Source organism: Microbacterium limosum, from assembly GCF_036324365.1.
GTDB classification, from domain to species: domain Bacteria; phylum Actinomycetota; class Actinomycetes; order Actinomycetales; family Microbacteriaceae; genus Microbacterium; species Microbacterium limosum.
This window is the reverse complement of record NZ_CP137080.1, coordinates 2,250,265-2,272,724: the sequence shown is the minus strand read 5'-3', so window position 1 is coordinate 2,272,724 and position 22,460 is coordinate 2,250,265. Positions and strand designations below refer to the sequence as shown.

The 22,460-nt window shown below is 71.4% G+C and carries 22 protein-coding genes; 16 read left to right on the top strand and 6 right to left on the bottom strand.

Translation table 11 applies throughout. From position 1 onward, the window contains the following. Positions 1–43: 43 nt before the first annotated feature. Positions 44–1,189 (bottom strand): nucleotidyl cyclase domain-containing protein, encoded by a 1,146-nt coding sequence (locus RYJ27_RS10935; protein ID WP_330170334.1) that lies wholly within the window; start codon positions 1,187–1,189, stop codon positions 44–46. Beyond that, positions 1,186–2,982 carry a sensor histidine kinase gene (locus RYJ27_RS10930; protein WP_330170333.1) on the bottom strand — a complete coding sequence of 599 codons (1,797 nt, stop codon included), beginning with the start codon at positions 2,980–2,982 and terminating at the stop codon, positions 1,186–1,188. Before RYJ27_RS10930 ends, RYJ27_RS10935 begins: the two co-directional genes overlap by 4 nt. A gap of 131 nt (positions 2,983–3,113) precedes the next feature. Between RYJ27_RS10930 and RYJ27_RS10925 the strand changes: the two genes are divergently transcribed. Together RYJ27_RS10925 and RYJ27_RS10920 are read left to right on the top strand one after the other, a co-directional pair. After that, a complete protein-coding gene (locus RYJ27_RS10925) occupies positions 3,114–3,809 on the top strand; it encodes a fructose 1,6-bisphosphatase (RefSeq protein WP_330170332.1) in 696 nt (231 codons plus the stop codon). A gap of 226 nt (positions 3,810–4,035) precedes the next feature. Next, on the top strand, positions 4,036–5,580 hold the full coding sequence (locus RYJ27_RS10920) for a glycosyltransferase family 2 protein (protein ID WP_422732837.1): 1,545 nt from the start codon (positions 4,036–4,038) through the stop codon (positions 5,578–5,580). A gap of 213 nt (positions 5,581–5,793) precedes the next feature. On the opposite strand, the gene RYJ27_RS10915 is transcribed toward RYJ27_RS10920, so the two are convergent. Further along, entirely contained in the window at positions 5,794–6,810 is a 1,017-nt protein-coding gene (locus tag RYJ27_RS10915; protein WP_330170331.1) for a response regulator transcription factor, read from the bottom strand. Between the two features lie 143 nt (positions 6,811–6,953). Then, entirely contained in the window at positions 6,954–7,967 is a 1,014-nt protein-coding gene (locus RYJ27_RS10910) for a glycoside hydrolase family 6 protein (RefSeq protein ID WP_330170330.1), read from the bottom strand. Between the two features lie 225 nt (positions 7,968–8,192). Here RYJ27_RS10910 and rplM point away from each other — a divergent pair, with 225 nt between their 5' ends. From rplM to glmM, 3 genes are read left to right on the top strand one after another with little or no spacing between them, the layout of a single operon-like run. After that, positions 8,193–8,639, top strand: coding sequence for a 50S ribosomal protein L13 (gene rplM, locus RYJ27_RS10905; protein ID WP_330170329.1), 447 nt, complete (start codon positions 8,193–8,195; stop codon positions 8,637–8,639). 35 nt (positions 8,640–8,674) lie between these two features. Next, the gene (gene rpsI, locus RYJ27_RS10900; RefSeq protein ID WP_422732895.1) at positions 8,675–9,151 is read left to right on the top strand and encodes a 30S ribosomal protein S9; all 477 of its coding nucleotides are present in this window, start codon (positions 8,675–8,677) and stop codon (positions 9,149–9,151) included. Between the two features lie 17 nt (positions 9,152–9,168). Beyond that, positions 9,169–10,527 (top strand): phosphoglucosamine mutase, encoded by a 1,359-nt coding sequence (gene glmM / locus RYJ27_RS10895; RefSeq protein WP_330170327.1) that lies wholly within the window; start codon positions 9,169–9,171, stop codon positions 10,525–10,527. Between the two features lie 21 nt (positions 10,528–10,548). On the opposite strand, the gene RYJ27_RS10890 is transcribed toward glmM, so the two are convergent. Further along, positions 10,549–11,481, bottom strand: a complete 933-nt coding sequence (locus RYJ27_RS10890) for a Ppx/GppA phosphatase family protein (RefSeq protein WP_330170326.1) — start codon at positions 11,479–11,481, stop codon at positions 10,549–10,551. A 78-nt stretch (positions 11,482–11,559) separates the two neighbouring features. Here RYJ27_RS10890 and coaA point away from each other — a divergent pair, with 78 nt between their 5' ends. The 9 genes from coaA to RYJ27_RS10845 all read left to right on the top strand — a co-directional run bounded on the left by coaA (position 11,560) and on the right by RYJ27_RS10845 (position 19,548). Next, positions 11,560–12,582, top strand: coding sequence for a type I pantothenate kinase (coaA, locus tag RYJ27_RS10885; protein WP_330170325.1), 1,023 nt, complete (start codon positions 11,560–11,562; stop codon positions 12,580–12,582). 68 nt (positions 12,583–12,650) lie between these two features. After that, positions 12,651–14,507, top strand: coding sequence for a glutamine--fructose-6-phosphate transaminase (isomerizing) (gene glmS / locus RYJ27_RS10880; protein WP_330170324.1), 1,857 nt, complete (start codon positions 12,651–12,653; stop codon positions 14,505–14,507). A 116-nt stretch (positions 14,508–14,623) separates the two neighbouring features. Further along, on the top strand, positions 14,624–15,046 hold the full coding sequence (locus RYJ27_RS10875) for a holo-ACP synthase (protein WP_330170323.1): 423 nt from the start codon (positions 14,624–14,626) through the stop codon (positions 15,044–15,046). Next, positions 15,043–16,167: an alanine racemase gene (gene alr, locus RYJ27_RS10870; RefSeq protein ID WP_330170322.1), complete on the top strand. Its 1,125-nt coding sequence runs from the start codon at positions 15,043–15,045 to the stop codon at positions 16,165–16,167. Before RYJ27_RS10875 ends, alr begins: the two co-directional genes overlap by 4 nt. After that, a complete protein-coding gene (gene tsaE / locus RYJ27_RS10865) occupies positions 16,164–16,667 on the top strand; it encodes a tRNA (adenosine(37)-N6)-threonylcarbamoyltransferase complex ATPase subunit type 1 TsaE (protein ID WP_330170321.1) in 504 nt (167 codons plus the stop codon). Before alr ends, tsaE begins: the two co-directional genes overlap by 4 nt. 157 nt (positions 16,668–16,824) lie before the next feature. After that, entirely contained in the window at positions 16,825–17,469 is a 645-nt protein-coding gene (gene tsaB / locus RYJ27_RS10860; RefSeq protein ID WP_330170320.1) for a tRNA (adenosine(37)-N6)-threonylcarbamoyltransferase complex dimerization subunit type 1 TsaB, read from the top strand. Beyond that, a complete protein-coding gene (rimI, locus tag RYJ27_RS10855) occupies positions 17,466–17,984 on the top strand; it encodes a ribosomal protein S18-alanine N-acetyltransferase (RefSeq protein ID WP_330170319.1) in 519 nt (172 codons plus the stop codon). Before tsaB ends, rimI begins: the two co-directional genes overlap by 4 nt. Beyond that, entirely contained in the window at positions 17,981–19,057 is a 1,077-nt protein-coding gene (gene tsaD / locus RYJ27_RS10850; protein ID WP_330170318.1) for a tRNA (adenosine(37)-N6)-threonylcarbamoyltransferase complex transferase subunit TsaD, read from the top strand. The genes rimI and tsaD overlap by 4 nt, the downstream gene beginning before the upstream one ends. Next, positions 19,054–19,548 (top strand): hypothetical protein, encoded by a 495-nt coding sequence (locus RYJ27_RS10845; RefSeq protein ID WP_330170317.1) that lies wholly within the window; start codon positions 19,054–19,056, stop codon positions 19,546–19,548. Before tsaD ends, RYJ27_RS10845 begins: the two co-directional genes overlap by 4 nt. An 18-nt stretch (positions 19,549–19,566) precedes the next feature. On the opposite strand, the gene RYJ27_RS10840 is transcribed toward RYJ27_RS10845, so the two are convergent. Continuing rightward, complete coding sequence (locus RYJ27_RS10840; protein ID WP_330170316.1) at positions 19,567–20,757, bottom strand: THUMP-like domain-containing protein; 1,191 nt, start codon at positions 20,755–20,757, stop codon at positions 19,567–19,569. A gap of 136 nt (positions 20,758–20,893) precedes the next feature. On the opposite strand from RYJ27_RS10840, the gene groES reads away from it, so the two are divergent. Both groES and rarD read left to right on the top strand, forming a co-directional pair. Next, positions 20,894–21,202 carry a co-chaperone GroES gene (gene groES, locus RYJ27_RS10835; protein ID WP_330170315.1) on the top strand — a complete coding sequence of 103 codons (309 nt, stop codon included), beginning with the start codon at positions 20,894–20,896 and terminating at the stop codon, positions 21,200–21,202. A gap of 154 nt (positions 21,203–21,356) precedes the next feature. After that, the gene (gene rarD / locus RYJ27_RS10830; RefSeq protein ID WP_330170314.1) at positions 21,357–22,292 is read left to right on the top strand and encodes an EamA family transporter RarD; all 936 of its coding nucleotides are present in this window, start codon (positions 21,357–21,359) and stop codon (positions 22,290–22,292) included. Positions 22,293–22,460 lie beyond the last annotated feature (168 nt).

Genomic DNA, 22,460 nt, shown 5'->3' with positions numbered 1-22,460 from the left:
GTCGGGCGGGGTCGACCCGCGCCGGGGGGCAGGGTCGACCCCGTCAGCGATCTACGGCGGCCTCGGCGACGGCGACGCGGTTGCCGCCGGCTTGGAAGGCGCTGCACCGGGCCTCGTGCGCGGCGCGCTCGAGGCCCTCCAGGTCGTAGCCCGCGCTCTCCACACCCACGAGCCCGGCGCTCGCGGTGAGGCGGACGCTGAGGGGGAGATCCTCTCGTGTGTCCGCGATGTCGTCGAGGAGCGCGTGCAGAGTGCGGCGTACGGACGCGGGAGCGGCCGGGATGAGGGCGACCAGCACCCCGTCTCCGCCTCGCGCGAGGTCGGCGTCGGCGCCGATACGGTCGAGGAAGCCATTCGACAGACGCGCCTGGATGCTGCGGAACCCCGCTTCGCCGGCGGCGTCTCGGATGTCGTCGACATCGTCGAACCGCAGGCTCACGACGCTCCAGGACCTCTCCCGCCGAGCACGCGCGCGCTCGAGCCGGTCGGACGCCACGGCGGAGAAGGTCGGCACGGATCGCGGGTCGCTCGAGATCGACCCCGCCCCGCGCCGATCGTTGCTAAGGGTGAGGATCGTCACGGTGACGCAGATGGAGTAGACCATCACGCCGAGGTTGTTCAGCGCGCGGGTGGCCGTTAGATCGTCGGTAATGCCGGACACGATCACCACGATGCCGGCCGAGAACCCGATCAGCGCGACCCCGGCGTAGGCGACGGAGGCGATGAGCATCGGCAGTGCGAACCGGGAGCGTCGCCGCCGCCCGAGCCGCAGCTCCCACGCGCAGAGCGCCGCGAAGACCCCGGAGCACAGGAACGCGCTGCGGAAGGCGATCGGGTAGAGCTCTCCCGAGGACGCGGCGGCGAGCAGCGTGCCGAAGACCACGGCGGCGAGCGGCCCCACCCAGCCGTAGGCGCGTACATCCCGCTGGGCGCGCAGTCCCGACCACAGGAGAGGGGGGACTCCCAGCAGCAGGCCGAGCGCGAAGACCCGGAGAGGCTCGTTGTGCTCGTCCAGCTCCGCGGCGATGCTCGCGTACGAGGACAGCAGGGCCAGGAGGAACGCGAAGGCCCAGAGCAGGTAGGCGCGGGAGGGTCGCGTCGTGAAGCCGAGGCCGATCACGAGGATCGCGCACACGGTGACGACGCTCATCTGAGCGGTGCCGAAGGTGATCGCGTCGTACGGGATCATGAGCGGTGCTCCGCGGCGTCGGCGCCCCCCGGGGCTCCTTCTCCGGCGTCGTCGCCGGGCAGCAGGCGCACCGTCATCTCCGTGCCGATGCCCGGTTCCGATCGCACGGTGATGTCGCCCCCGTGCTCGCGCACGATGTCGCGCACGATCGAGAGGCCGAGGCCCGTGCCCGTCTCGTCGCCGTCGCTCGCCTCCTGCGCCCGGAAGTACGGATCGAAGATGCGCTCGACGTCGGCCGGCGCGATGCCGATCCCGTCGTCGGCGATCACGAGCACGATCCTGCGTTCGGCGGCGGATTCCACGACCCGCAGGGAGAGCGTCACGCGACCGTTGCGGTGGCTGTACTTGATGGCGTTGCTGAGGAGGTTGTCGACGACCTGCCGGAGCTGGAACTCGTCGCCGATCACCGGGAGGGGGTGCGGACCCGTCACGGTCACGCTCACGCCGCGTTCGGCCGCCCACGGCGCGAAGGACGTGACCGACTCGCGGCAGACGCGCGCGAAGTCGCACGTCTCGTGCCCGGCCGGTCCCGGCTGCAGCGCCGCGGCATCCGATGCGCCGCGCAGCAGGTCGTTGATCAGGTGCTGCATGCGCTCGGCGGCGCCCTGGATCATCTCGAACTGCCGGCGGGGGGCGGGGCGGAGGTCGGTGTCGTCGAGCGCCATGTCGGCGTAGCCGAGAACGGCGGTGAGGGGATTGCGGAGCTCGTGCGAGACGGTGCTGGCGATCGTGTCGCGGGCGCGCTCGGCCTGCAGCATCGTCGTGATGTCCTTCACGATCACGATCGCGCCGTCTCCCTCGTCGGGTGTGCCCCGCAGGCGCCTCGCATCCGTGGACAGCGCATGCCACTCCCCACGCGAGTCGAACAGCCACGTGCGCAGGTCGTGGAACTCCTCGCCCGCGGCCGCCCTCGCCAGGGGGGCTGCACCGGCGGGGATGCTCGAGCCACGGAACTCCGAATACTGGACTGCGGCGTGGGGGGCGCCGGGGGCCGTCTTGTCCAGCTCGAACAGCGCACGATAGGAGTCGTTGGCGAAGGTGACGTCGCCGGCCGGGGAGAGCCGGGCGATTCCCACGTCGACCGAGTTGAGGACGAGCGAGAGCTGCTGCTCGTGGGCGAGCACGCGCGCGAGGGTGTCCGTCAGCCGCGACGCCTGACGGCGCAGGAGGCGCTTGAAGGCGCGCGTCTGCTGCCCGGCGTTCGCGGCGACGACGGCGACGAGGGTGAAGCCCACCATGATCGTCAGGAACCGCAGGAGTCCGACCTCGAAGGGGTTCCCGCCGGGGGCCGTGGCGAACAGGGCGATGCCCACGAGTGCGAGCGCGGCGACGGTCGCCGCGGCTCGGAAGAACGACGCGATCCACATGATCGGGATGGCCCACAGCGTCCGGATGGCGCTGTCGTTACCCGCGGCGAGGAGGGCGATGGCGACGATGTCGATCAGCGGGACGGAGAGGAGCGCCGCCGCAGGTAGGCGCTGCCAGGGGATCGTGAGCGTCGCCGCGGTCGTCAGGATGAGGATCGCAAGCCCGAGGGTGAAGGTCCATGTGGCGAGGATCTCCGGTTGCAGCGTCAGGACGGCGAAGACGACGATCAGCATCCCGAGGCCGAGGATGAGCTGCAGCTGCCACGCGGAGCGCGTGCGGGAGGAGGGGACGCCGATCTCTCCTGTCGGCGGCTGCGCGGCGGAAGGGCTGATGATCGTCCTCGTTCGGTCCTCGGGGCGGGATGCGGGGGCCGGACCTCCGGCGGGAGGGGGGTCGTCGCGGGCGTCTGCGGGCGCGACGGTCACGAGCAAAGCCTATGGGAGGATGAGGTACGATCGCGCTCACCGGCGCGAGATGTGATAGCGGTTCTCGACACCGCGTCACGCGCAGCCCTCCCCATTCGCCTCCCACGGCACCCCGAGAGGACCTCGTCCCCATGGTCTCGTCCGTCTTCCCGCGCCCCGCACGGCGCGCCGCCCTGATCGCCGCGATCCTCGCCGCCGCCCTCGCCGCCTCGGGGTGTGCGCAGGTGCGGGAGATGATCGCGGGCGACGAGCCCGCGACCGTGGCGACTCCGACCTCGTCGCCCACGCCCGAGATCCCGTTCGACTCCGAGTTCAGCTACGAGGGCTCGGTCAGCCTCTCCAGCTCCGTCGGCGACGAGCTGGAGATCGATCTGGATGTCTGGGCCGTCGATCCCCGGCGCACCATGGAGTGGTCGCCGAACGACGAGAAGGTCTTCGGCTTCGCGGTCAATGCCGTCGACAACCGCGTGAGCGAGCGAGCCGTCCTCACCGACAAGCGTCGCGTGTACCTCTCGCAGGTCTCGATCACGTCGGCCACGGCGCAGGAATCGGGTTCGTCGACGTCCCCGTTCCAGTTCATGGCAGACCCCCGCACCCTCGTGCCCTCCGACACGCTGCGCTCCGATCGAGGTCTTCTCCTGAACACCTTCCAGGGCGGCCTGCTCGTCCCCGAGACACCCATCCAGCAGCTGCCAGCCGACACGATCGGGATCACGCTCAACTTCGCCCTGACGGTATGGGTGGAGGGCGCGGCGAACGACGATGCGAGCTTCTCGCAGCAGACCGTGTACCAGTCGGTGCCGGTGGCGATCTTCGCCGAGGAGTGAGCGATGCAGAGAGGGGCGGATGCCGAGGCATCCGCCCCTCTCTGTTTTCCCCTGGTCGGACCTGACTTCAGCATTCCTTGCGCAAATCTTGCGCCAACCATGCGGGGAGCGAGGCGCGAACTTGCGGTGCGTTCGCCACACTTTCCCGAGGCGGACGATCCGGAGCCCGAACCGGGTCGTCCGTCCGCCATTCCGGGCCGCTCGGCCCGCTCAGCAAGGGGGAACCGTGCACGAGGCACACACCGCACAGGGTCAGTATCCGGGGGTCAGCCGCCCCGGCGCCGCTCCCGCGCGCCCCCGCTCCGGCACCGGCACCATGGAGCGCGCCGGCCGCCGCGTCGTGGCTCCCATCGAACCCGAGCCCGCGCCCGTTCCCGCGCAGCACTTCCCCGACGACTTCGCCGAGGTGCTCGAGGCGACCTCCACCTCGCGTTCCACCATCGGCTGCGTGATCCCCGCCTACAACGAGGAGGAGTCGATCGCGGCCGTCCTCGAGTCGCTGCTCCGTCAGACGCGGGTGCCGGACGTCATCCACGTCGTCGTCAACAACACCTCCGACGGAACTGTCCGCGAGGCGTCGAAGTTCGCCGGTCCGCACGAGATCACGACGGAGCTCGGCGACCAGTTCACCGAGGTCTTCATCCACGACATCGGCAAGAACCCCGACAAGAAGGTCGGTGCGCTCAACTACGGCTATTCGCTGGTCGAGGGCTACGACTACCTGCTCGGCGTGGACGGCGACACCACCGCCGACAACAGGGCGGTGGAATACCTGGAGAGCGAGATCCTCGCGGACTCCCGCATCGGCGGCATCTCGGCGATCTACTCGATCGACGACGCCCCCATCAAGGGCCTGGTCGCGCAGTTCCTCATCGCCGGCCAGCGCACGCAGTTCGCGGCGTTCAACATGCAGAACCTCCTGCGGGGGCGGAACATGGCCGTGCTGGGTGGCCAGTTCTCGATCTTCGCGACGAAGGCCCTGCGCGATGTGATGCGCGAGAACCACCAGAACACGCCCTGGGTGCGCGACTCCGAGGTGGAGGACTCGCTGCTGTCGCTGCAGATCAAGAGCGCCGGCTACCTCACGAAGATCAGCCCGTTCGCGCACGCCGACGTGGGCGGCATGACGACTCTCCGCGCGCTCGATGCGCAGCAGGTCAAGTGGACCTACGGCGCCATCGAGCTCATGTGGCCCGGTCAGCGCGGCGACACGAAAGGGCAGCCCTTCCACCCCAACCTGCGTCTGCGCTGGTTCGAGAACTTCTCGATGCTCACGAACATCGTCGTGCGTGTCGCGTTCATCTTCCTGCTCGTCGGGTCGCTCTCGATCGGGGCGTTCGTCTTCTCGCCGCTGTGGCTCATCCCGCCCGTCATCGCCGTGCTGCTGAACGTGCGCGTCGCGATGACGATGCAGGACAAGACGAAGCGCGACATCCTGTTCGCCGCCACCGGCATCCCCGCGGAGCTCTACATGTGGGTGCGCATCAGCCACTTCCTCCGCGCGTGGACGAGCTTCCTGTCCCGCAAGAAGGTGGACAACTGGGCGGCTCAGGCCAAGGCCGAGAAGGGCGGCGGCTTCGCGCACTGGGCCCCGCTGTTCGTCGGCATCGGAGTCGTCATCGCGATCGGCGTGATCTGGTCTCTGCTCGGCACCGAGGTGCAGTCGGCGATCCTCGCGGTCGGTTGGCCGGTGCTGGCGATCGTGACGGTCGTGCAGACGCTCTTCATGTTCTTCAAGCTCGTGCGACGTCAGTACGGATACCGGGTATGACGCGCACGCGGCCGAAGGCGGCCGGGCGAAGGGGGATCGTCCGGCCGCTCAGCGGCCATACGGGATGACGACGCTCGTCGGGGCCGTCGATCGCGCGGAGGGGGAAGCTTCGCGATCGGGGCTTGGGGGGAACCGCCGGAGTCGTCATCAAGGGCCGGATGCCACGGCATCCGGCCCTTCGCCGTGGTCGGTGCGCGTGCGTCGTCGCGTCGCTCAGACGGCGGGCGCCTCGGACTCGGCCGTCAGCCGGTATCCGACGCCGCGTACCGTCTCGACGAAGCGGGGGCTTGTGGGGTTGTCTCCGAGCTTGCGGCGCAGATTCGTCATGTGCGCCTCGACGGCCCGCTTGTCGGCCTCGCCGACGTAATAGGACGTGACGTAGGACTCGCCGCGCAGCACGAGCGTGAGGTCGGCCTTGCTCCGCACGCGGCGGCGCGATTCGAGCAGGGTCGCAAGAAGCTCGAACTCCGTGCGCGTCAGTTCCACCTCGGCCCCGTCGAGGAGCACGATGCGCGACTCGGGGTTGAGTTGGAGACCGCGGTGGGTCATCCAGATCGCCGGCGTCTCGGTCGCCGTCGGGGCGACGGGTCCGACCTCCGCGCCGGGCGTCGCCGTCGAAGGCGCGGGAGCGGCGGACTGCGACGATTCGGGCGCCGCCGGCGCGTCGATGGCGGGCGCGAAGGTCACCGGAGCGGCGCCGTAGGCGGGGTACGCGACGGGGTAGGCGGCCGGCGGGTGCTGCTCGCCGTGGCCGGGCGCCGGCACCCACCCGTGGGCGACGGGGCGCGCCCCGGGGAAGGACGGACCCGACCGCTCCTGCTGCCGGGGAGGGGGCGCGGAGGTGATCGTCGCCCTCGGGCGACGCAGCATCGCGTCGATGCGCGCACGGAACTCCCGTGGACGGAACGGCTTGGTGATGTAGTCGTCGGCCCCCGCCCCGAGGCCCATCAGCACGTCGGCCTCGTCCTCGAGTCCCGAGATCATGATGATGTAGGTGTCGCTGGAGGCGCGGATGCGGCGCGCGGCCTCGATCCCGTCGATGCCGGGCATGTTCACGTCGAGCGTCGTGATCAGGGGCTGGTAGGACTGCACCGCCCGGATGCCGTCGATGCCGTTGCCGACGGACACCGTCGAGAACCCGGCCGCTTCGAGAACCTCGACGAGCAGGTGACGGACATCCGGATCGTCCTCGACGATGACGGCGGTCTCGCGCTGTGAAGTCTCCGGCATGGCTGCCCCCCCGCGGCCCCGGGAAGTGGACGAGCGCGGCCCTGGGGAAGCCGGCCCGGTCTGGGTCGAGCGTCATTCTGCCACATCCGTCACAGTGGTAGCGCGCGGTTCCGGCTCCTCGTTGGAAGGCGACCGACGATCTGTCAGCGTGCCTCGCGGGTCAGCTCCTTCGCGGCATCCGGCCACCACTGTCCCGCGCGCGGCCCGCCGTTGCACTCGCCGTCGCTCTCGCCGGGCGGCTTGATCCACAGATTGGTGTCGACGACCTCGTCCCCGAAGGTCCCCGGCGCCTCGCCGACGAGGCGCCCCGCCGGGTTGCACCACTCGCCGGTGGGCCCCGCCCCGTTGCGCGAACTGTCGATGACGGCGTGAGCGCCGCCCAGCAGCGACGAGAGCTCGCGCGCGTACGCGAACTCGTCGGCATCCGCCTGGAAGTTCGAGACGTTGGTGGCGAATCCGCGCACCGCGTCCTGCGCGCCCACCGCGGAGATCAGTTCCGCCATCTCGGACGCGGGAAGCCAGTTGGAGTGTCCGCCGTCGAGATACAGCCAGGTGTTGGTCGACGCCAGGCGGTCGACGACCATCCGCAGTTCCGGAAGCCGCTGATCGAGATTGCCGCACTCGGGCGCCAGGGCGAGGGAGTCCGGCTCGACGATGACGATCTTGCGCACATCGCCCGCCGCGTGCAGCGGCCCCGCGATCTCCTCGATCCATTCCGTGTACGCCTCGGGTGAGAGCCCACCCGCGGAGAAGTTGCCGCAGTCGCGCTCCGGGAGTCCGTAGACGACGAGGACGAGCGCGGCGTCCTGCTCGCGGCTGGACTCGATCAGGTCCTGCACGCGCTGCCCCGCGGAGCCGGGCGGCGTCTCCTCCGGCGTGAGCCAGTATGCGGTGGGCTGGGCGGCGAGGAATTGCGCGGCGGCCTTCTCCTCCGGGTCGGACGTGGATGCCGCGGCGCGGGCCGCCTTCGAATCGACGGGAACGGCGATGCGCGTCCCCACCGCGGGTGGCGATGCGGCGAGCTCGTGCGAGACCTTGACGGTCGCGACGACGCCGACGATCGCGACGGCGAACGCCACGACGCCGCCGATCACCCACCACAGCCGACGCCGGGAGCGGGCACGGGGGGAAAGGCGCACGAAGCGTCGCGGTCTCACGCGTAGATGTTATGCGGGTCGGCGGTCTCCCGCGCGCGGCGGCCAGGCGGCCGGTTGGCGAAACCCCGCCGCAACGACTAGTCTGGATCTTTGGTGCCTGGGCCCCTGCTGGCCGGTACCGCGAACGTGAGCCCTCCACTGGCGTCTTCACGGGCAGTCGTCCGAGAAGCACCCCGGAGCGGGATTCACGAACTCCTCCGTTCGATTCAAGAAAGCAGCACTACTGTGACGCGCACTTTCACCCCCAAGGCCGGGCAGGTCCAGCGTGACTGGATCGTCATCGACGCGACCGATGTCGTGCTCGGTCGCCTCGCCAGCCACGCCGCCGCCCTTCTTCGCGGCAAGCACAAGGCGACCTTCGCCAACCACATCGACTCCGGCGACTTCGTCGTCATCGTCAACGCCGGCAAGGTCGCGCTGACGGGCCAGAAGCTCCAGCAGAAGATGGCCTACCGTCACTCGGGCTACCCGGGCGGTCTCAAGGCGGTCTCCTACGCCGAGCTCCTCGAGAAGAACCCGGTCCGCGCCGTCGAGAAGGCGGTGCGCGGCATGCTCCCCAAGAACAGCCTGGGCCGCCAGCAGCTGTCGAAGCTGAAGGTGTACGCCGGTGCCGAGCACCCGCACGCCGCGCAGCAGCCCCAGACCTACACCTTCGACCAGGTCGCCCAGTAAGCGCCGCCCAGACTAAGGACACACTCGTGGCGAAGATCTCCGAAAACACCGACCTCCCCCAGAACTACTCGACCGAAACGCCGGCCGAGGCCGTTGCCGCCGTCTCCGAGCGCCCCGTGCTCTCGGTGCCCGGCGCCGCCGTGGGCCGCCGCAAGCAGGCCATCGCCCGCGTGCGCCTCGTTCCCGGTTCGGGCACCATCACGGTCAACGGGCGCACGCTCGAGGACTACTTCCCGAACAAGCTGCACCAGCAGCTGATCAACGACCCCTTCACGGTCCTGAGCCTCGCCGGCGCGTACGACGTCATCGCGCGCATCTCGGGCGGTGGCCCCTCGGGTCAGGCCGGCGCGCTGCGCCTGGGCATCGCCCGCGCCCTCAACGAGATCGACGCGGAGCACAACCGCCCGACGCTCAAGAAGGCCGGCTTCCTCTCGCGCGACGCGCGCGTGAAGGAGCGCAAGAAGGCCGGTCTCAAGAAGGCCCGCAAGGCCCCGCAGTACTCCAAGCGCTGATCGGGCGGCCCGTCCCCATGCCGCTCTTCGGCACGGACGGCGTGCGGGGGCTGGCCAACGGCCCCCTCACCGCCGATCTCGCACTCACCCTGGCCCAGGCGACCGCCGTCGTCCTGGGCCAGGGCCGTACCGCCGAGGCGCGTCGCGCCTCGGGTAAGCGCCCCACGGCGGTCGTCGCGCGCGACCCGCGCATCTCCGGGGAGTTCCTCACGGCCGCCGTCGCGGCGGGCCTGGCCTCCTCCGGGGTGGACGTGCTCGAGGCGGGCGTGCTCCCCACCCCCGCGCTCGCCTTTCTCATCGCCGATCGCGACGCCGACTTCGGCGTCATGGTCTCGGCATCCCACAACCCCGCCCCCGACAACGGCATCAAGATCTTCGCCCGGGGCGGTGTCAAGCTCCCCGACGAGGTCGAGCAGCGTATCGAGGCGGCGATGACGGGGCCCAAGCTCCAGCCCACCGGCGCCGATGTCGGCCGCATCACCCGGTTCTCCGACGCCGAGGACCGCTACGTCGTGCATCTGCTCGCGTCGCTGGACGTGCGCCTGGACGGCATCACGGTGGTCCTCGACTGCGCGCACGGCGCGGCATCCGGCGTCTCGCCCGAGACCTTCCGCGACGCGGGCGCGAGCGTCATCGTCGTCGGCGCCGACCCCGACGGACTGAACATCAACGACGGCGTCGGCTCGACGCATCTCGACGCCCTGGCGCGCGCCGTCATCGCCCACGGCGCCGACGTGGGCATCGCGCACGACGGCGACGCGGACCGCTGCCTCGCGGTGGATGCCGCGGGCAAGGTCGTCGACGGCGACCAGATCATGGCGATCCTCGCCGCGTCGATGCACGGCCGCGGGCTGCTGGCGGGCGACACCCTCGTGGCGACGGTCATGAGCAACCTCGGCCTGCACCGGGCGATGACCGAGCGCGGCATCCGCGTCGAGCAGACCGCGGTCGGGGACCGCTATGTGCTCGAGCGCATGAACGCCGGCCGGTTCTCGCTCGGCGGCGAGCAGTCGGGTCACGTCATCATGAGCGACCACGCCACGACGGGCGACGGGCTCCTGACGGGGCTCCACCTGGTCGCGGAGATGGCGCGGCAGCAGCGGTCTCTTGCCGAGCTCGCGCAGATCATGACGGTGTACCCGCAGGTGCTCGTGAACGTGAAGGACGTCGACCGCTCCCGCGCGAGCGCCGACGAGGGCGTCGCGGATGCCGTGGCCGCCGCGACCGCCGAGCTCGGCGACACCGGTCGGGTGCTGCTGCGCCCCTCCGGCACGGAGCCCCTCGTGCGGGTCATGGTCGAGGCGGCATCCGAGGATGACGCCCGCCGTCACGCGCACGCGCTGGCCGCCGTCGTGCGGGAGCGCCTCGCCCTGTAGCGACGACGGGCAGGGGGCGTCCTACCCCCACGTGAGGGACTCGATATAGCGCAGCAGCACTCCCTCGCGAAGCGCCCACGGGCTCACCTCGAGCTCTTCGACGTCCATCGCCTTCATGGTCTGGTGCAGCACCACCGCGCCGGCCACGATCTGGAAGGTGCGGTCGGGGGTGATGCCCGGCAGCTCCTGGCGCGCCTCAGCGGGGATGCGGGCCAGGCGCGGGATCCAGGCCTTCAGCTCGCGGCGGGGCAGCACCATCCGCTCGATGCCCGACCACCCCGGAACCGGGTACCCCGCCAGCTTCGCGAGCGAGCGGATCGCCTTCGACGAGCCGACGACGTGGTCGGGCCGGGGCTCGGACGAGAAGCGCTCCGTCACCGGCGCGAGCGTGCGGGCGGCGTGCCGCCGCAGGGTGTCGATCTGATCCGCCGAGGGCGGGTCCTGCGGCAGGTACTCGATCGTCATGCGGCCCGCACCGAGGGGCACGGATGCCGCGGCATCCGGGAGCTCGTCGGCGCCCGAGGCGATCTCGAGCGAGCCGCCGCCGATGTCGAACAGCAGGATCTGCCCGGCCGACCAGCCGAACCAGCGACGCACCGCGAGGAACGTGAACCGGGCCTCCGTCTCGCCCCCGAGCACCTGCAGGGGCTGCCCGAGGGCGTCCTCGATGCGGGCGATGACGTCGGCGCCGTTGGCAGCCTCGCGAACGGCCGACGTCGCCGTCGCGAGCAGCTCGTCGACGCCTTCTTCTGCCGCGACGCGTCTGCTCTCGATGACGGCTCTCACGAGCGCCGAGACGCCCTCCGCGCTGATGGCGCCCTCCGGCGTGAGGTATCGCATGAGGCGCAGCACGGTGCGCTGGCTCGTGGTCGCCAGCGGCCGCCCCCCGGGCCTCGCATCGGCGACGAGCAGGTGGACGGTGTTCGAGCCGATGTCGAGGACTCCCAAGCGCACTCCGCAAGGGTATCCGGCTCGGTCGTGTCGCCCGGCCGATGAGCCGGGCGGTGCGCGTGCCGCCACTAGCATGGCCCCGTGCCCACCGACGAGACCGCCGTGACCGCGTTCGCGGAGCCGAATCGCCCGGGCGCGGCAGGCGCGCGGGCGCTCGCCGCGGCATCCGCCCCTCGCGACGACGCGACGAGCCCGTACCGTCAGATCGACCGGTCGGAGTGGGCGCGCCTGGCCTCGGGGCTCGACCAGCCCCTCAGCGAGGCGGAGGTCGTGCAGCTGCGAGGACTCGGCGACCGCCTCGACCTGACCGAGGTGCGCGAGGTGTATCTGCCCCTGTCGCGGCTGCTGAGCCTCTACGCCACCGCGACGAAGCGACTGGGCGCCGACACCGCGCGCTTCCTGCGCGAGCCCGACACGACGACCCCCTTCGTGGTGGGCGTGGCGGGATCGGTGGCGGTCGGCAAGTCCACGATCGCGCGGCTCCTGCGCGAGCTCATGAGCCGGTGGCCGGGAACGCCGCGGGTCGAGCTCGTCACGACCGACGGGTTTCTCTTCCCCAACGCGGAGCTCGAGCGGCGCGGCCTGATGGATCGCAAGGGCTTCCCGGAGTCGTACGACCGACGGGCCCTGGTGAGGTTCCTGTCGGAGGTCAAGGCGGGCGCGCCCGAGGTGCGGGCTCCCTTCTACTCGCACATGCGCTACGACATCGTCCCCGATGCCAGTGTCGTCGTCCGCCGACCCGATGTCGTGATCGTGGAGGGGCTCAACGTGCTGCAGCCGCCGCCGTCGCCCCACGAGGTGGCCGTGTCCGACCTGTTCGACTTCTCGATCTACGTGGATGCCGACGCCGAGCACATCGCGCAGTGGTTCGTCGAGCGGTTCCTCGCGCTGAAGGCGGGGGCGTTCGCCAACCCGTCGTCGTTCTTCAACAGGTTCGCCCATCTCGACGACGAGGCCGCCGTGCGCACGGCGATGGGCTACTGGACCGAGACGAACATGCCGAACCTCATCGAGAACGTGCTCCCGACGCGCCACCGTGCGACGCTCGTCCTGCAGAAGGGCGAGCGGCACGGCGTCGAGCGCGTGCTGCTGCGCAAGCTCTGACGCGCCGTCGGCGAGCCCCCCGGCGGCGCGGACGAGACGCCCAGCATCCGCCGCCTAGACTCGATCGCATGTGCGGAATCGTCGGATATGTCGGCCCCAGGCAGAGCCAGGGCATCCTTCTCTCGGGCCTCGCGCGCCTGGAGTACCGCGGCTACGACTCCGCCGGCATCGCCGTCATCGACGACAACGGCGACCTGGGGATGCGCAAGCGGGCCGGCAAGCTCAGCGTGCTGCGGAGCGACCTCGAGAACGCCCCGCTCGCCGACGGCACGACCGGCATCGGGCATACGCGCTGGGCGACGCACGGCGGGCCCACCGACGGCAACGCGCACCCGCACCTGGCCGACGACGACAGGCTCGCCGTCATCCACAACGGCATCATCGAGAACTTCGGGGAGCTGAAGGCGGAGCTCGTCGCGGTGGGGTACACGTTCCGCAGCGAGACCGACACCGAGGTGGCGGCGGTGCTGCTCGGTCACGAGTACCGCGCGAACGGCGGCGACCTCGTGGCGGCCTTCCGCACCGTCGCCGGCCGGCTCGAGGGCGCCTTCACGCTGCTCGCCATGCACCGCGATCACCCCGGGCTGGTCGTCGGCGCACGCCGCAACTCCCCGCTCGTGATCGGCCTGGGGGAGGGGGAGAACTTCCTCGGCTCGGACGTCGCCGCCTTCGTGGAGCACACGCGCCGGGCCCTCGCGATCGGGCAGGACCAGATCGTCGCGATCACGCCCGACGGCGTGACCGTCACCGACTTCTTCGGCGAGGCCGTCGACGTCGAGCCCTTCGAGGTGACGTGGGATGCCTCGGCGGCCGACAAGGGCGGCTGGTCGTCGTTCATGGCCAAGGAGGTCTCGGAGGAGCCCGACGCCGTGGCGAACACCCTGCGGGGGCGCGTGCGCGACGGCCACGTGGTCATCCCCGAGCTGGACGGGATGGACGAGCTCTTCACGAACGTCTCCCGAATCATCGTGATCGCCTGCGGCACGGCCGCCTACGCGGGGCTCGTGGGCAAGTACGCGCTGGAGCAGTGGACGCGCATCCCCGTCGACGTCGAGCTGGCGCACGAGTTCCGCTACCGCGATCCCGTGCTCGACCCCGGCACGCTCGTCGTCTCCATCAGCCAGTCCGGCGAGACGATGGACACGCTCATGGCCGTCAAGTACGCGCGCGAGCGCGGCGCGAAGACGCTGTCGATCTGCAACACGCAGGGCGCGACGATCCCGCGCGAGTCCGACGCCATCGTCTACACGCACGCCGGCCCCGAGGTCGCAGTCGCCTCCACCAAGGCCTTCGTCGCGCAGATCACGGCGCTGTATCTGCTGGGCCTGCACATCGCGCGGGTGCGCGGATGGGCCCGCAGCGGCACCGAGGAGTCGATGCAGGTGCTCGAGCTCGAGGCGATCCCCGGAAAGATCGCCCGCATCCTCGAGCGCGAGCAGGAGCGGATCGAGCAGCTCGCCCACTGGATGGCCGACACCCGATCGGTGCTGTTCCTCGGTCGCCACGTGGGCTACCCGATCGCCCTCGAGGGCGCGCTCAAGCTGAAGGAGCTCGCGTACATCCACGCCGAGGGCTTCGCCGCCGGCGAGCTCAAGCACGGCCCCATCGCCCTCATCGAGCCCGGGCAGCCCGTCTTCGTCATCGTGCCCTCGCCGCGGGCGTCGGCCGACATGCACAAGAAGGTCGTCTCGAGCATCCAGGAGATCCGCGCGCGCGGTGCCCGCGTGATCGCGATCGCCGAGGAGGGGGACGTCGCGGTGCTGCCCTTCGCCGACGAGGTGCTGCGCATCCCGCTCGCGGAGCCCCTCTTCGAGCCGCTCCTGGCCGTCGTGCCGCTGCACATCTTCGCGATGGCCCTCGCGACCGCGAAGGGCCTGGATGTCGACCAACCGCGCAATCTCGCGAAGTCGGTCACTGTCGAGTAATTCGGGGTTCCGCTGTCACATACCGACCTTGCCGCCCCCGCGGAAGGTCGATGTGCGACAGCGGAGCATGGCCCGTTGCGGCGATAGGGTTGCGGGGTGAGGAACGAGGTGCGCGCATGATCGTGGGAATCGGCGTGGACATCGTCGACATCCCCCGCTTCGAGCGCACCCTCGAGCGCACCCCCCGGCTCCTCGAGCGGTTGTTCTCGCCCACGGAGCGGATGCTGCGGCCCCGGTCTCTCGCCGCGCGCTATGCCGCGAAAGAGGCCTTGATCAAGGCCCTCGGTGGCTCGAATGGTGTCCACTGGACCGAGATCGAAGTCACCCCCGAGTCATCCGGGCGTCCGTGGTTCACGCTCGTCGGTTCGACCGCCGACGTCGTCACGGCGCGAGGCATCACGGCGATCCACCTGTCGATGTCGCACGACGCGGGGCTTGCTACGGCATACGTCGTCGCGGAATCGGATGTCGCGGCATCGGCCGCCGTTACGCGATCTGCCGTCCCGCGAGACGCCGTCACGAGCGGGGAGGGCTCATGACGCAGCTCCCGGCCGGCATCATGCGCGAAGCCCTCATCGACGTCGGCGCGGTCGCGGCGAACACGCGCCACTTGCGGCGGCTGACCGGAACCGAGGTCATCGCGGTCGTGAAAGCCGACGGGTACGGGCACGGGGCTGCGCGCTCGGCCGTCGCGGCGCTCGAGGGCGGAGCGACCCGGCTGGGTGTCGCGGACGTCGCGGAAGCCCTCGCTCTGCGCCGGGCCGGCATCATGGCACCCATCGTGGCGTGGCTGCACGCCCCGGGTGCCTCGTTCGCCGAAGCTGCGTCGGTGGGGATCGAGCTGGGTATCTCGAGTTTTGACCAGCTGCTGCAGGCAGCGGCTGCGGCATCCGTCGACCGTCCGGTCGGGGTGCACCTGAAACTCGAAACCGGCCTGTCTCGCAACGGCATCGCCCCCGGTGACTGGAATGTTGTATTCGCGGAAGCCGCGCGCCTCGAGCGCAGCGGCAAACTGCGCGTCGTAGGCCTGTTCAGTCATCTGTCGAACACCAGTCGCGAGGATGACCTTGCGGCGCTCGCCGCGTTCGAGACCGGCCTCATCGCCGCCGACGGCCTCGGGCTGAACCCGCCGCTGCGCCACATCGCCGCCACCCACGCCGCGATCGACCTGCCCGAGGCGCGGCTGAACTGCGTGCGCCTGGGGATCGGCATCTACGGCCTCTCGCCGTTCGCGGATCGCTCGTCCGCCGCGCTCGGGCTGCGCCCCGCGATGACGCTGCGTGCCGCCGTCGCCGCCGTGCGCCGGGTCCCCGCGGGTCAAGGCGTCTCCTACGGCTACGACTACCGCGCGCCCGGCCCGACGACGCTCGCGCTCGTGCCGCTCGGATACGCCGACGGCGTCCCGCGGCAGGCCTCCGGTGCGGGGCCCGTGACCATCGGCGGCCGCAGCCTGAGGGTCGCGGGGCGCATCGCGATGGACCAGTTCGTCGTGGACGTCGGCGACACGCCCGTCGCGGTCGGCGACGAGGTCGTCCTGTTCGGCGACCCCACGCTGGGCGTTCCCGCGGCGACGGACTGGGCGGATGCCGCGGGCACCATCAACTACGAGATCGTCACGCGCATCGGCGCCCGGGTTCCCCGTCGGCAGGTGTCGTCATGACCGTGTCGGACGCCCTGCTCGGGCGCCACGACATCACCGACGCCCCGGCGATGGAGGAGCTCGGCCGGCGGCTCGGCGCAGGCCTCGAAGCGGGCGATCTGCTCGTGCTCACCGGCCCCCTCGGCGCTGGCAAGACCACGCTCACGCGGGGCATCGCGGAGGGACTCGGGGTGCGGGGCCCGATCCAGAGCCCCACGTTCGTCATCGCCCGCACCCACCCCTCCCTCGCCGGCGGCGCGCCGCTCGTCCACGCCGACGCCTACCGGCTGGGCTCCGCCCTCGAGCTCGACGACCTCGACATCGACGCGGACGGCTCCGTCGTCGTCGTGGAGTGGGGCCGGGGCATGGCCGAGGGCCTGCGCGAGCACTGGTGGGAGGTCGAGATCGAGCGCCCGGTCGGCGGACGCGGGGCCGACACGATGTGCGGCGACCTCTCGCGCACGACGCTCGAGCTCGACGCGGACGCCCCGCGGGTCGTCACGGTCTCGCGCCGGCCGTAGCCGCGGCGCGGACAACATTCCGGACGGCTTACGGGCGGGGGCGTCGTCCTGCGGATACGGGGGTGCTGACAGGCGATCCTTCCGGAGTGTTGTCCGCGCGCAGAGGGGTGGCGCCCGCGTCGCCAGGCTCCTCCTCGGCGCGACTACCCTGGAGGGCGTGATCCTCGCGCTCGACACCTCGCTCGGCTCCGGCGTCGCCGTGGTCGACCTCGACGGCGTAGAGCTCGCTGAGGCGGCCAGCGACAACCCGCTTGGCCATGCCGAGGTGATCGGGGACCTTATCAGGCGGTCGCTCGCCGAGGCGTCCGTGCGCCCCGACCAGATCACCCACGTCGCGGCGGGCATGGGGCCGGGCCCCTTCACGGGCCTGCGCATCGGCGTCGCCGCCGCGCGGGCATTCGCGCTGGCGCGGTCGGCGCGGCTGGTCCCCGTCGTCAGCCACGACGCGGCCGCCCGCACGCACTTCGACGCCGCGGATGCCGACGCCCCCGTCGCGATCGTCACCGATGCGCGCCGCCGGGAGTTCGCGTACACGGTCTACGCCGGTCTCGATCCCCGGGGCGTCCCCGTGCGTGCCACCGAGCCGGCCCTCGCCCCCCGCCACGAGCTCGACGATCGCCTGCGCGAAGCGGGCGCCCGCCGCATCGACGCCTCCCGCATCTCCGCCGCGGCGCTCGGCCGGGTGGCTGCGCACCGGATCGCCACGGGCGACGCCGGCGCGGAGGACGGCATGACGGAACCCCTGTACCTTCGCGCCCCCGACGTGACCCTCGGCGCCGTACCCAAGCGGGTGGGGACATGATGCGGCCCGCGGCCCCGTCGGACCTCGGCGCGATCATGGCGCTCGAACGGGCGTCGTTTCCCACCGATGCCTGGTCCGAGACCATGATGCGGGAGGAGCTCGCCTCGACCCACGCGCACTACGTCGTGATGGAGGAGGCGGGCCGCGTCGTCGGATACGGGGGAGTGAGGGCCGCCCGCGGCCTGCCCGACGCCGACATCCAGACCCTCGCCCTGGATCCGCAGGTGCGAGGCCGGGGTCAGGGGCGGGCGCTGCTGCGGGCGCTGGTGGGCCATGCCCGCGACAGCGGAGCGAAGAAGGTGTTCCTGGAGGTGCGTGCCGACAATTCCGTCGCGCACTCCCTCTACGTCTCGGAGGGGTTCGGCGAGCTCGGCCGCAGGCCCCGGTACTACCAGCCCGACGGGGTCGACGCGATCGTGATGGCACTCGACCTGCGCACGTGGGCGCCGCAGGGCGAGGCCGCGCCGACCCCCGCCGAGGGTGGCCGGGGCCCGCGGGAGGGGGCGAGCGGATGAACCGCGAGGAACCGCTCGTGCTCGGCATCGAGACCAGCTGCGACGAGACCGGCATCGGCATCGTCCGGGGTCGCACGCTGCTCTCGAACACGATCGCCAGCAGCATGGACGAGCACGCGCGCTTCGGCGGGGTGGTGCCGGAGGTCGCGGCGCGTGCCCACCTCGAGGCCCTGCAGCCCGCGATCGAGGCCGCGCTCGCCGAATCGGGTGTCGCGCTCGCCGATCTGGACGCCGTCGCAGTCACCTCCGGGCCGGGCCTCGCGGGAGCCCTGATGGTGGGCGTCGGCGCGGCGAAGGCGCTCGCGGTGGCCCTCGGGACGCCGCTGTACGCCGTCAACCACCTCGTCGGTCATATCGCCGCCGACCTCCTCGACGCCGACGCCGAGCCGCTCGAGTATCCGACCGTCGCGCTCCTGGTCTCCGGCGGCCACACCTCGCTCCTGCTCGTGCGCGATCTGACGAGCGACGTCGAGCTGCTGGGCGAGACGGTCGACGACGCGGCCGGCGAGGCGTTCGACAAGGTCGCCCGCATCCTGGGGCTGCCCTATCCCGGCGGTCCGGAGATCGATCGCGCCGCGGCGTCCGGCGACCCCCGGGCCATCCGCTTCCCGCGGGGTCTCTCCCGCGCCAGCGACATGGACCGGCACCGCTACGACTTCTCCTTCTCCGGGCTCAAGACCGCCGTCGCCCGCTGGATCGAACATCAGGAGGCGGCCGGCGAGCCCGTGCCCGTGGCGGATGTCGCGGCATCCTTCCGCGAGGCGGTCGTCGACGTGCTCGTGACGAAGGCGCTCGACGCGTGCGTGCGCCACGGCGTGCCCCGGCTGCTGCTGGGGGGCGGGGTCATCGCGAACCGGCGCCTGCGCGAGGTCGCGCTCGAGCGCGCGGATGCCGCGGGCGTCGCGGTGCGGATCCCGCCGCTGTCGCTGTGCACCGACAACGGGTCGATGATCGCCGCGCTCGCCGCGGAACTGATCCGCGCAGGGCGGCAGCCGTCCACGCTCGCGTTCGGCGCGGACTCCACGCTTCCCGTCACCGAGATCCAGGTCGCTGCGGGGAGCGAGCCGGCGTGAGCGCGGAGGAGAAGGACGGCGCGGCGGCCGCAGAACCCGGCCTCGCGAACGCGAGCCCGGTCCCCGCGGAGGGGGCCGCTCCGCCGCCCGCGCGCTTCACCGAGCCGGCCATCCCCTTCGCGCCGCCGGTCCTCCCGCACGGGCCGTCCCCCCAGGGCGAGGATGACGAGGCGAGGGAGACCGGTCCCGTCCCCTTCCTCGACCGCCGCATCCCCTTCGGACCCTGGGACCCGCCCGCCCCCGCGAAGGACCGGCGGCGCCTCGCGGGGTGGGCGCTCGTCATCGCCGTGGTCGGCCTCGCGGCCTCGTTGTTCGTCGGCTGGGGTTTTCCGATCGGCGTCGTCGCGGTCGTCGTGGCGGCGATGGCCCTGCGCCGCCCCGAAGAGGGACGCCAGGCCGCGGCGTGGGCGCTGGCGCTCGGCATCCTCTCGATCATCTACAGCGCGATCTGGATCGTCTGGGCGGCGATGCAGGCCGATCTCTTCGCCTGACGCGGGCGGGGCCGTGCGTCAGACGCGATCGGCGAGGATCGCCAGGCGACCGCCGCCCGCACGCGTGAGCAGCAGCGTCGCCGACTCCGGCCCCTGCAGGCGCAGCCTCGTGCGCAGCACCGCGGGATCCACGTCGACGCCGCGCTTCTTGATCTCGAGTGTGCCGATGCCTCGCTCGCGGAGGGCGCGGGCGATCTTCTTCGTGTCGGTCGGGAGCACCTCCCGCACGCGGAAGGTCGATACGAACGGGCTCGTGAGGGCAGCGTCGCCGGTGAGGTAGGCGATCCCGGGTGCGATCGGCCCGGCCTGCAGCGATCGCGCGACGTCGCCGATGAGGCGGGCGCGGATGACGGAGCCCGCCGGTTCGTGCACGAACGCCCCGAGCGCGCTGACGTCTTCGTCGGGGGCATCGTGCTCGGCGGTCAGTTCGTGCGCGCCGCCGTCGGTCAGCACCACGGCGGCGCGACCGATACCTGGCCGGGCGAGCTCCCTCGACCACAGCACGAGCTCGATCGTGGAGCCGTCGACGGTGATCCACTGCGCCTCGGCGCCCACCGGGATGAGGTCCCGGTCCAGACCCGGACCGAGCTTGATGCCGGTCGCCCGGCGCTCCGCCACCTCGAACGCCCACGACAGCGTGGGCGAGTACTCGTCGGGGTCGCTCAGGCGGGTCGTCTCGGTACGGCCCGCGGTGCGGCGGGCGGGGTCCAGCCACACGCCCACCTCGGGCCCGAGGTCGATCGAATCGGCGAGGGCGTTCGAGACCCGGGCGGTTTCCCCGAACGGCGCGAGGTTGAAGGCCGCGAGGGCGGCCGTGACCTCGTCCGCCTCGACGGCGTGGACGTCCAGCCCGAGCCCGGCGGCGCCCAAGGCGTCGCCCCCGATCCCGCATCCGAGGTCGGCGACGGAGGCGATCCCGGCGTCGCGGAAGCGCCGGGCGTGCAGGGTGGAGACCGACAGGCGCGTGGACTGCTCGAGGCCGGCGCGGGTGAACAGCATCCGCGCCGCGAGGTCGCCGAACTTCGCACGGGCACGCCGCCGCAGACGCGACTGGCCGACGACGGCCGAGACGAGGTCGGGGGAGTGGCCCGCGGCGCGCAGTCGGGTGACCTCGCGCGCCACGTCGGCGGCCGATTCCACCGGCGGCGTCGCGTCGAGCAGCCGCAGGCCCTCGGGGGTCAGCAGGGCCGTGAGCTCCGACATCTCCACCCGCACCACCCTACGGCGGGCGACGCCGTCATCCGCTGGCACTCGCGTTGCGGGAGTGCCAGCGGATGCCTACACTGTCATTAGCACTCTCGCAGCGAGGTTGCTAATGAGTCTTGGATCAAGAAAGAGGTAGACCGTGACGGTTTCCACTCAGGTTTCCATCAAGCCGCTCGAGGACCGCATCGTCATCCGCCAGGTCGAGGCGGAGCAGACGACGGCCTCCGGCCTGGTCATCCCCGACACCGCGAAGGAGAAGCCCCAAGAGGGCGAGGTCGTCGCGGTGGGCCCCGGCCGCATCGATGACAACGGCAACCGCGTTCCGCTCGATGTCGCCGTCGGTGACCGCGTGATCTACAGCAAGTACGGCGGAACCGAGGTCAAGTTCGGCGCCGACGAGTTCCTCGTGCTCTCGGCCCGCGACGTGCTCGCGGTCGTCGTTCGCTGAGCGACGCACACCACCGAAGGACCCGGATGCCGCGGCATCCGGGTCCTTCGTCGTTTGCGGGTGCGCCGGGGTGTCGCGACCGGGTCCTCCCGCTGAGTGAGCGGGGGCACGCGGCGTCCCGAGCCGGACGTCGCTCCGGCGGTAGGCTGAGCCGGTGAACCACGCGCCCGATCCCGCCCGGGAGCGTGCTCTCGGCGGGGTGTACGCCTTCACGGCGTACCTGCTCTGGGGATTCCTGCCGCTGTACTTCCTCACCCTGGCCCCGACGGGCCCGTGGGAGATCGTCGCGTGGCGCATCCTGCTCTCGCTGGTCTTCTGCGCCGTGCTCCTGAGCGTGACCCGCTCCTGGGGAGCGTTCGGGCGCATCATCCGCCAGCCCCGCCTGCTGCTGTGGACGGCGCTCGCGGGAGCCGTCATCTACGTCAACTGGCAGGTGTTCCTCATCGCGACCCTGTCCGGGCACGTGATCGAGACGAGCCTGGGGTATTTCATCAACCCCATCTTCACCGTCATCCTGGGCGTTCTCGTCCTGCGCGAGAGCCTCCGGATGACGCAGTGGATCGCGATCGGCATCAGCGCCCTCGCCGTTGGCGTCATCGTCGTCGGGTACGGCACCTTCCCGTGGATAGCCCTGACCCTCGCGGCATCCTTCGGCGTCTACGGCCTCGTCAAGAAGCAGATCGGCCCTCGCGTGGACGCGGTCAGCGGACTCACCCTGGAGTCGTTCTGGCTCGCGCCGGTCGCGATCGGGCAGCTGGTCGCGGTCTCGTTCGCATCCGGCCTCACCTTCGGCACGGCCGGTGTGTGGAACGCGGTGCTGCTCTCGCTGGCAGGGGTTGCGACGGCGACACCGCTGCTGTTCTTCGCTGCCGGTGCGCGGCGGGTGCCCCTGACCGTCATCGGGCTGCTCCAGTTCATCGCCCCGATCATGCAGTTCATCACCGGCGCGTGGATCCTCGGAGAGCCGATGCCGCTCGAGCGGTGGATCGGCTTCGGCCTGGTGTGGGTCGCCCTGTCGGTCCTGACGATCGATCAGCTGCTGTACTCGCGCCGCCACAGGGGCGTCTCGGACGTCGCCCCGATCACCTGACTGGCGAAGCGGGCGGGGCCCACGCGGGCGGATGCGGTTCTGCGTACCAGGTACCGGCATCCGCGGCACCGGGTCCGACGCCGTCGTCTCGCCGGGGTGATTTCGGGCTGATGAGACGGCCGTTATCGTGCCGTGACCATCTCGTGACACATCGTTAACGCACCGCAA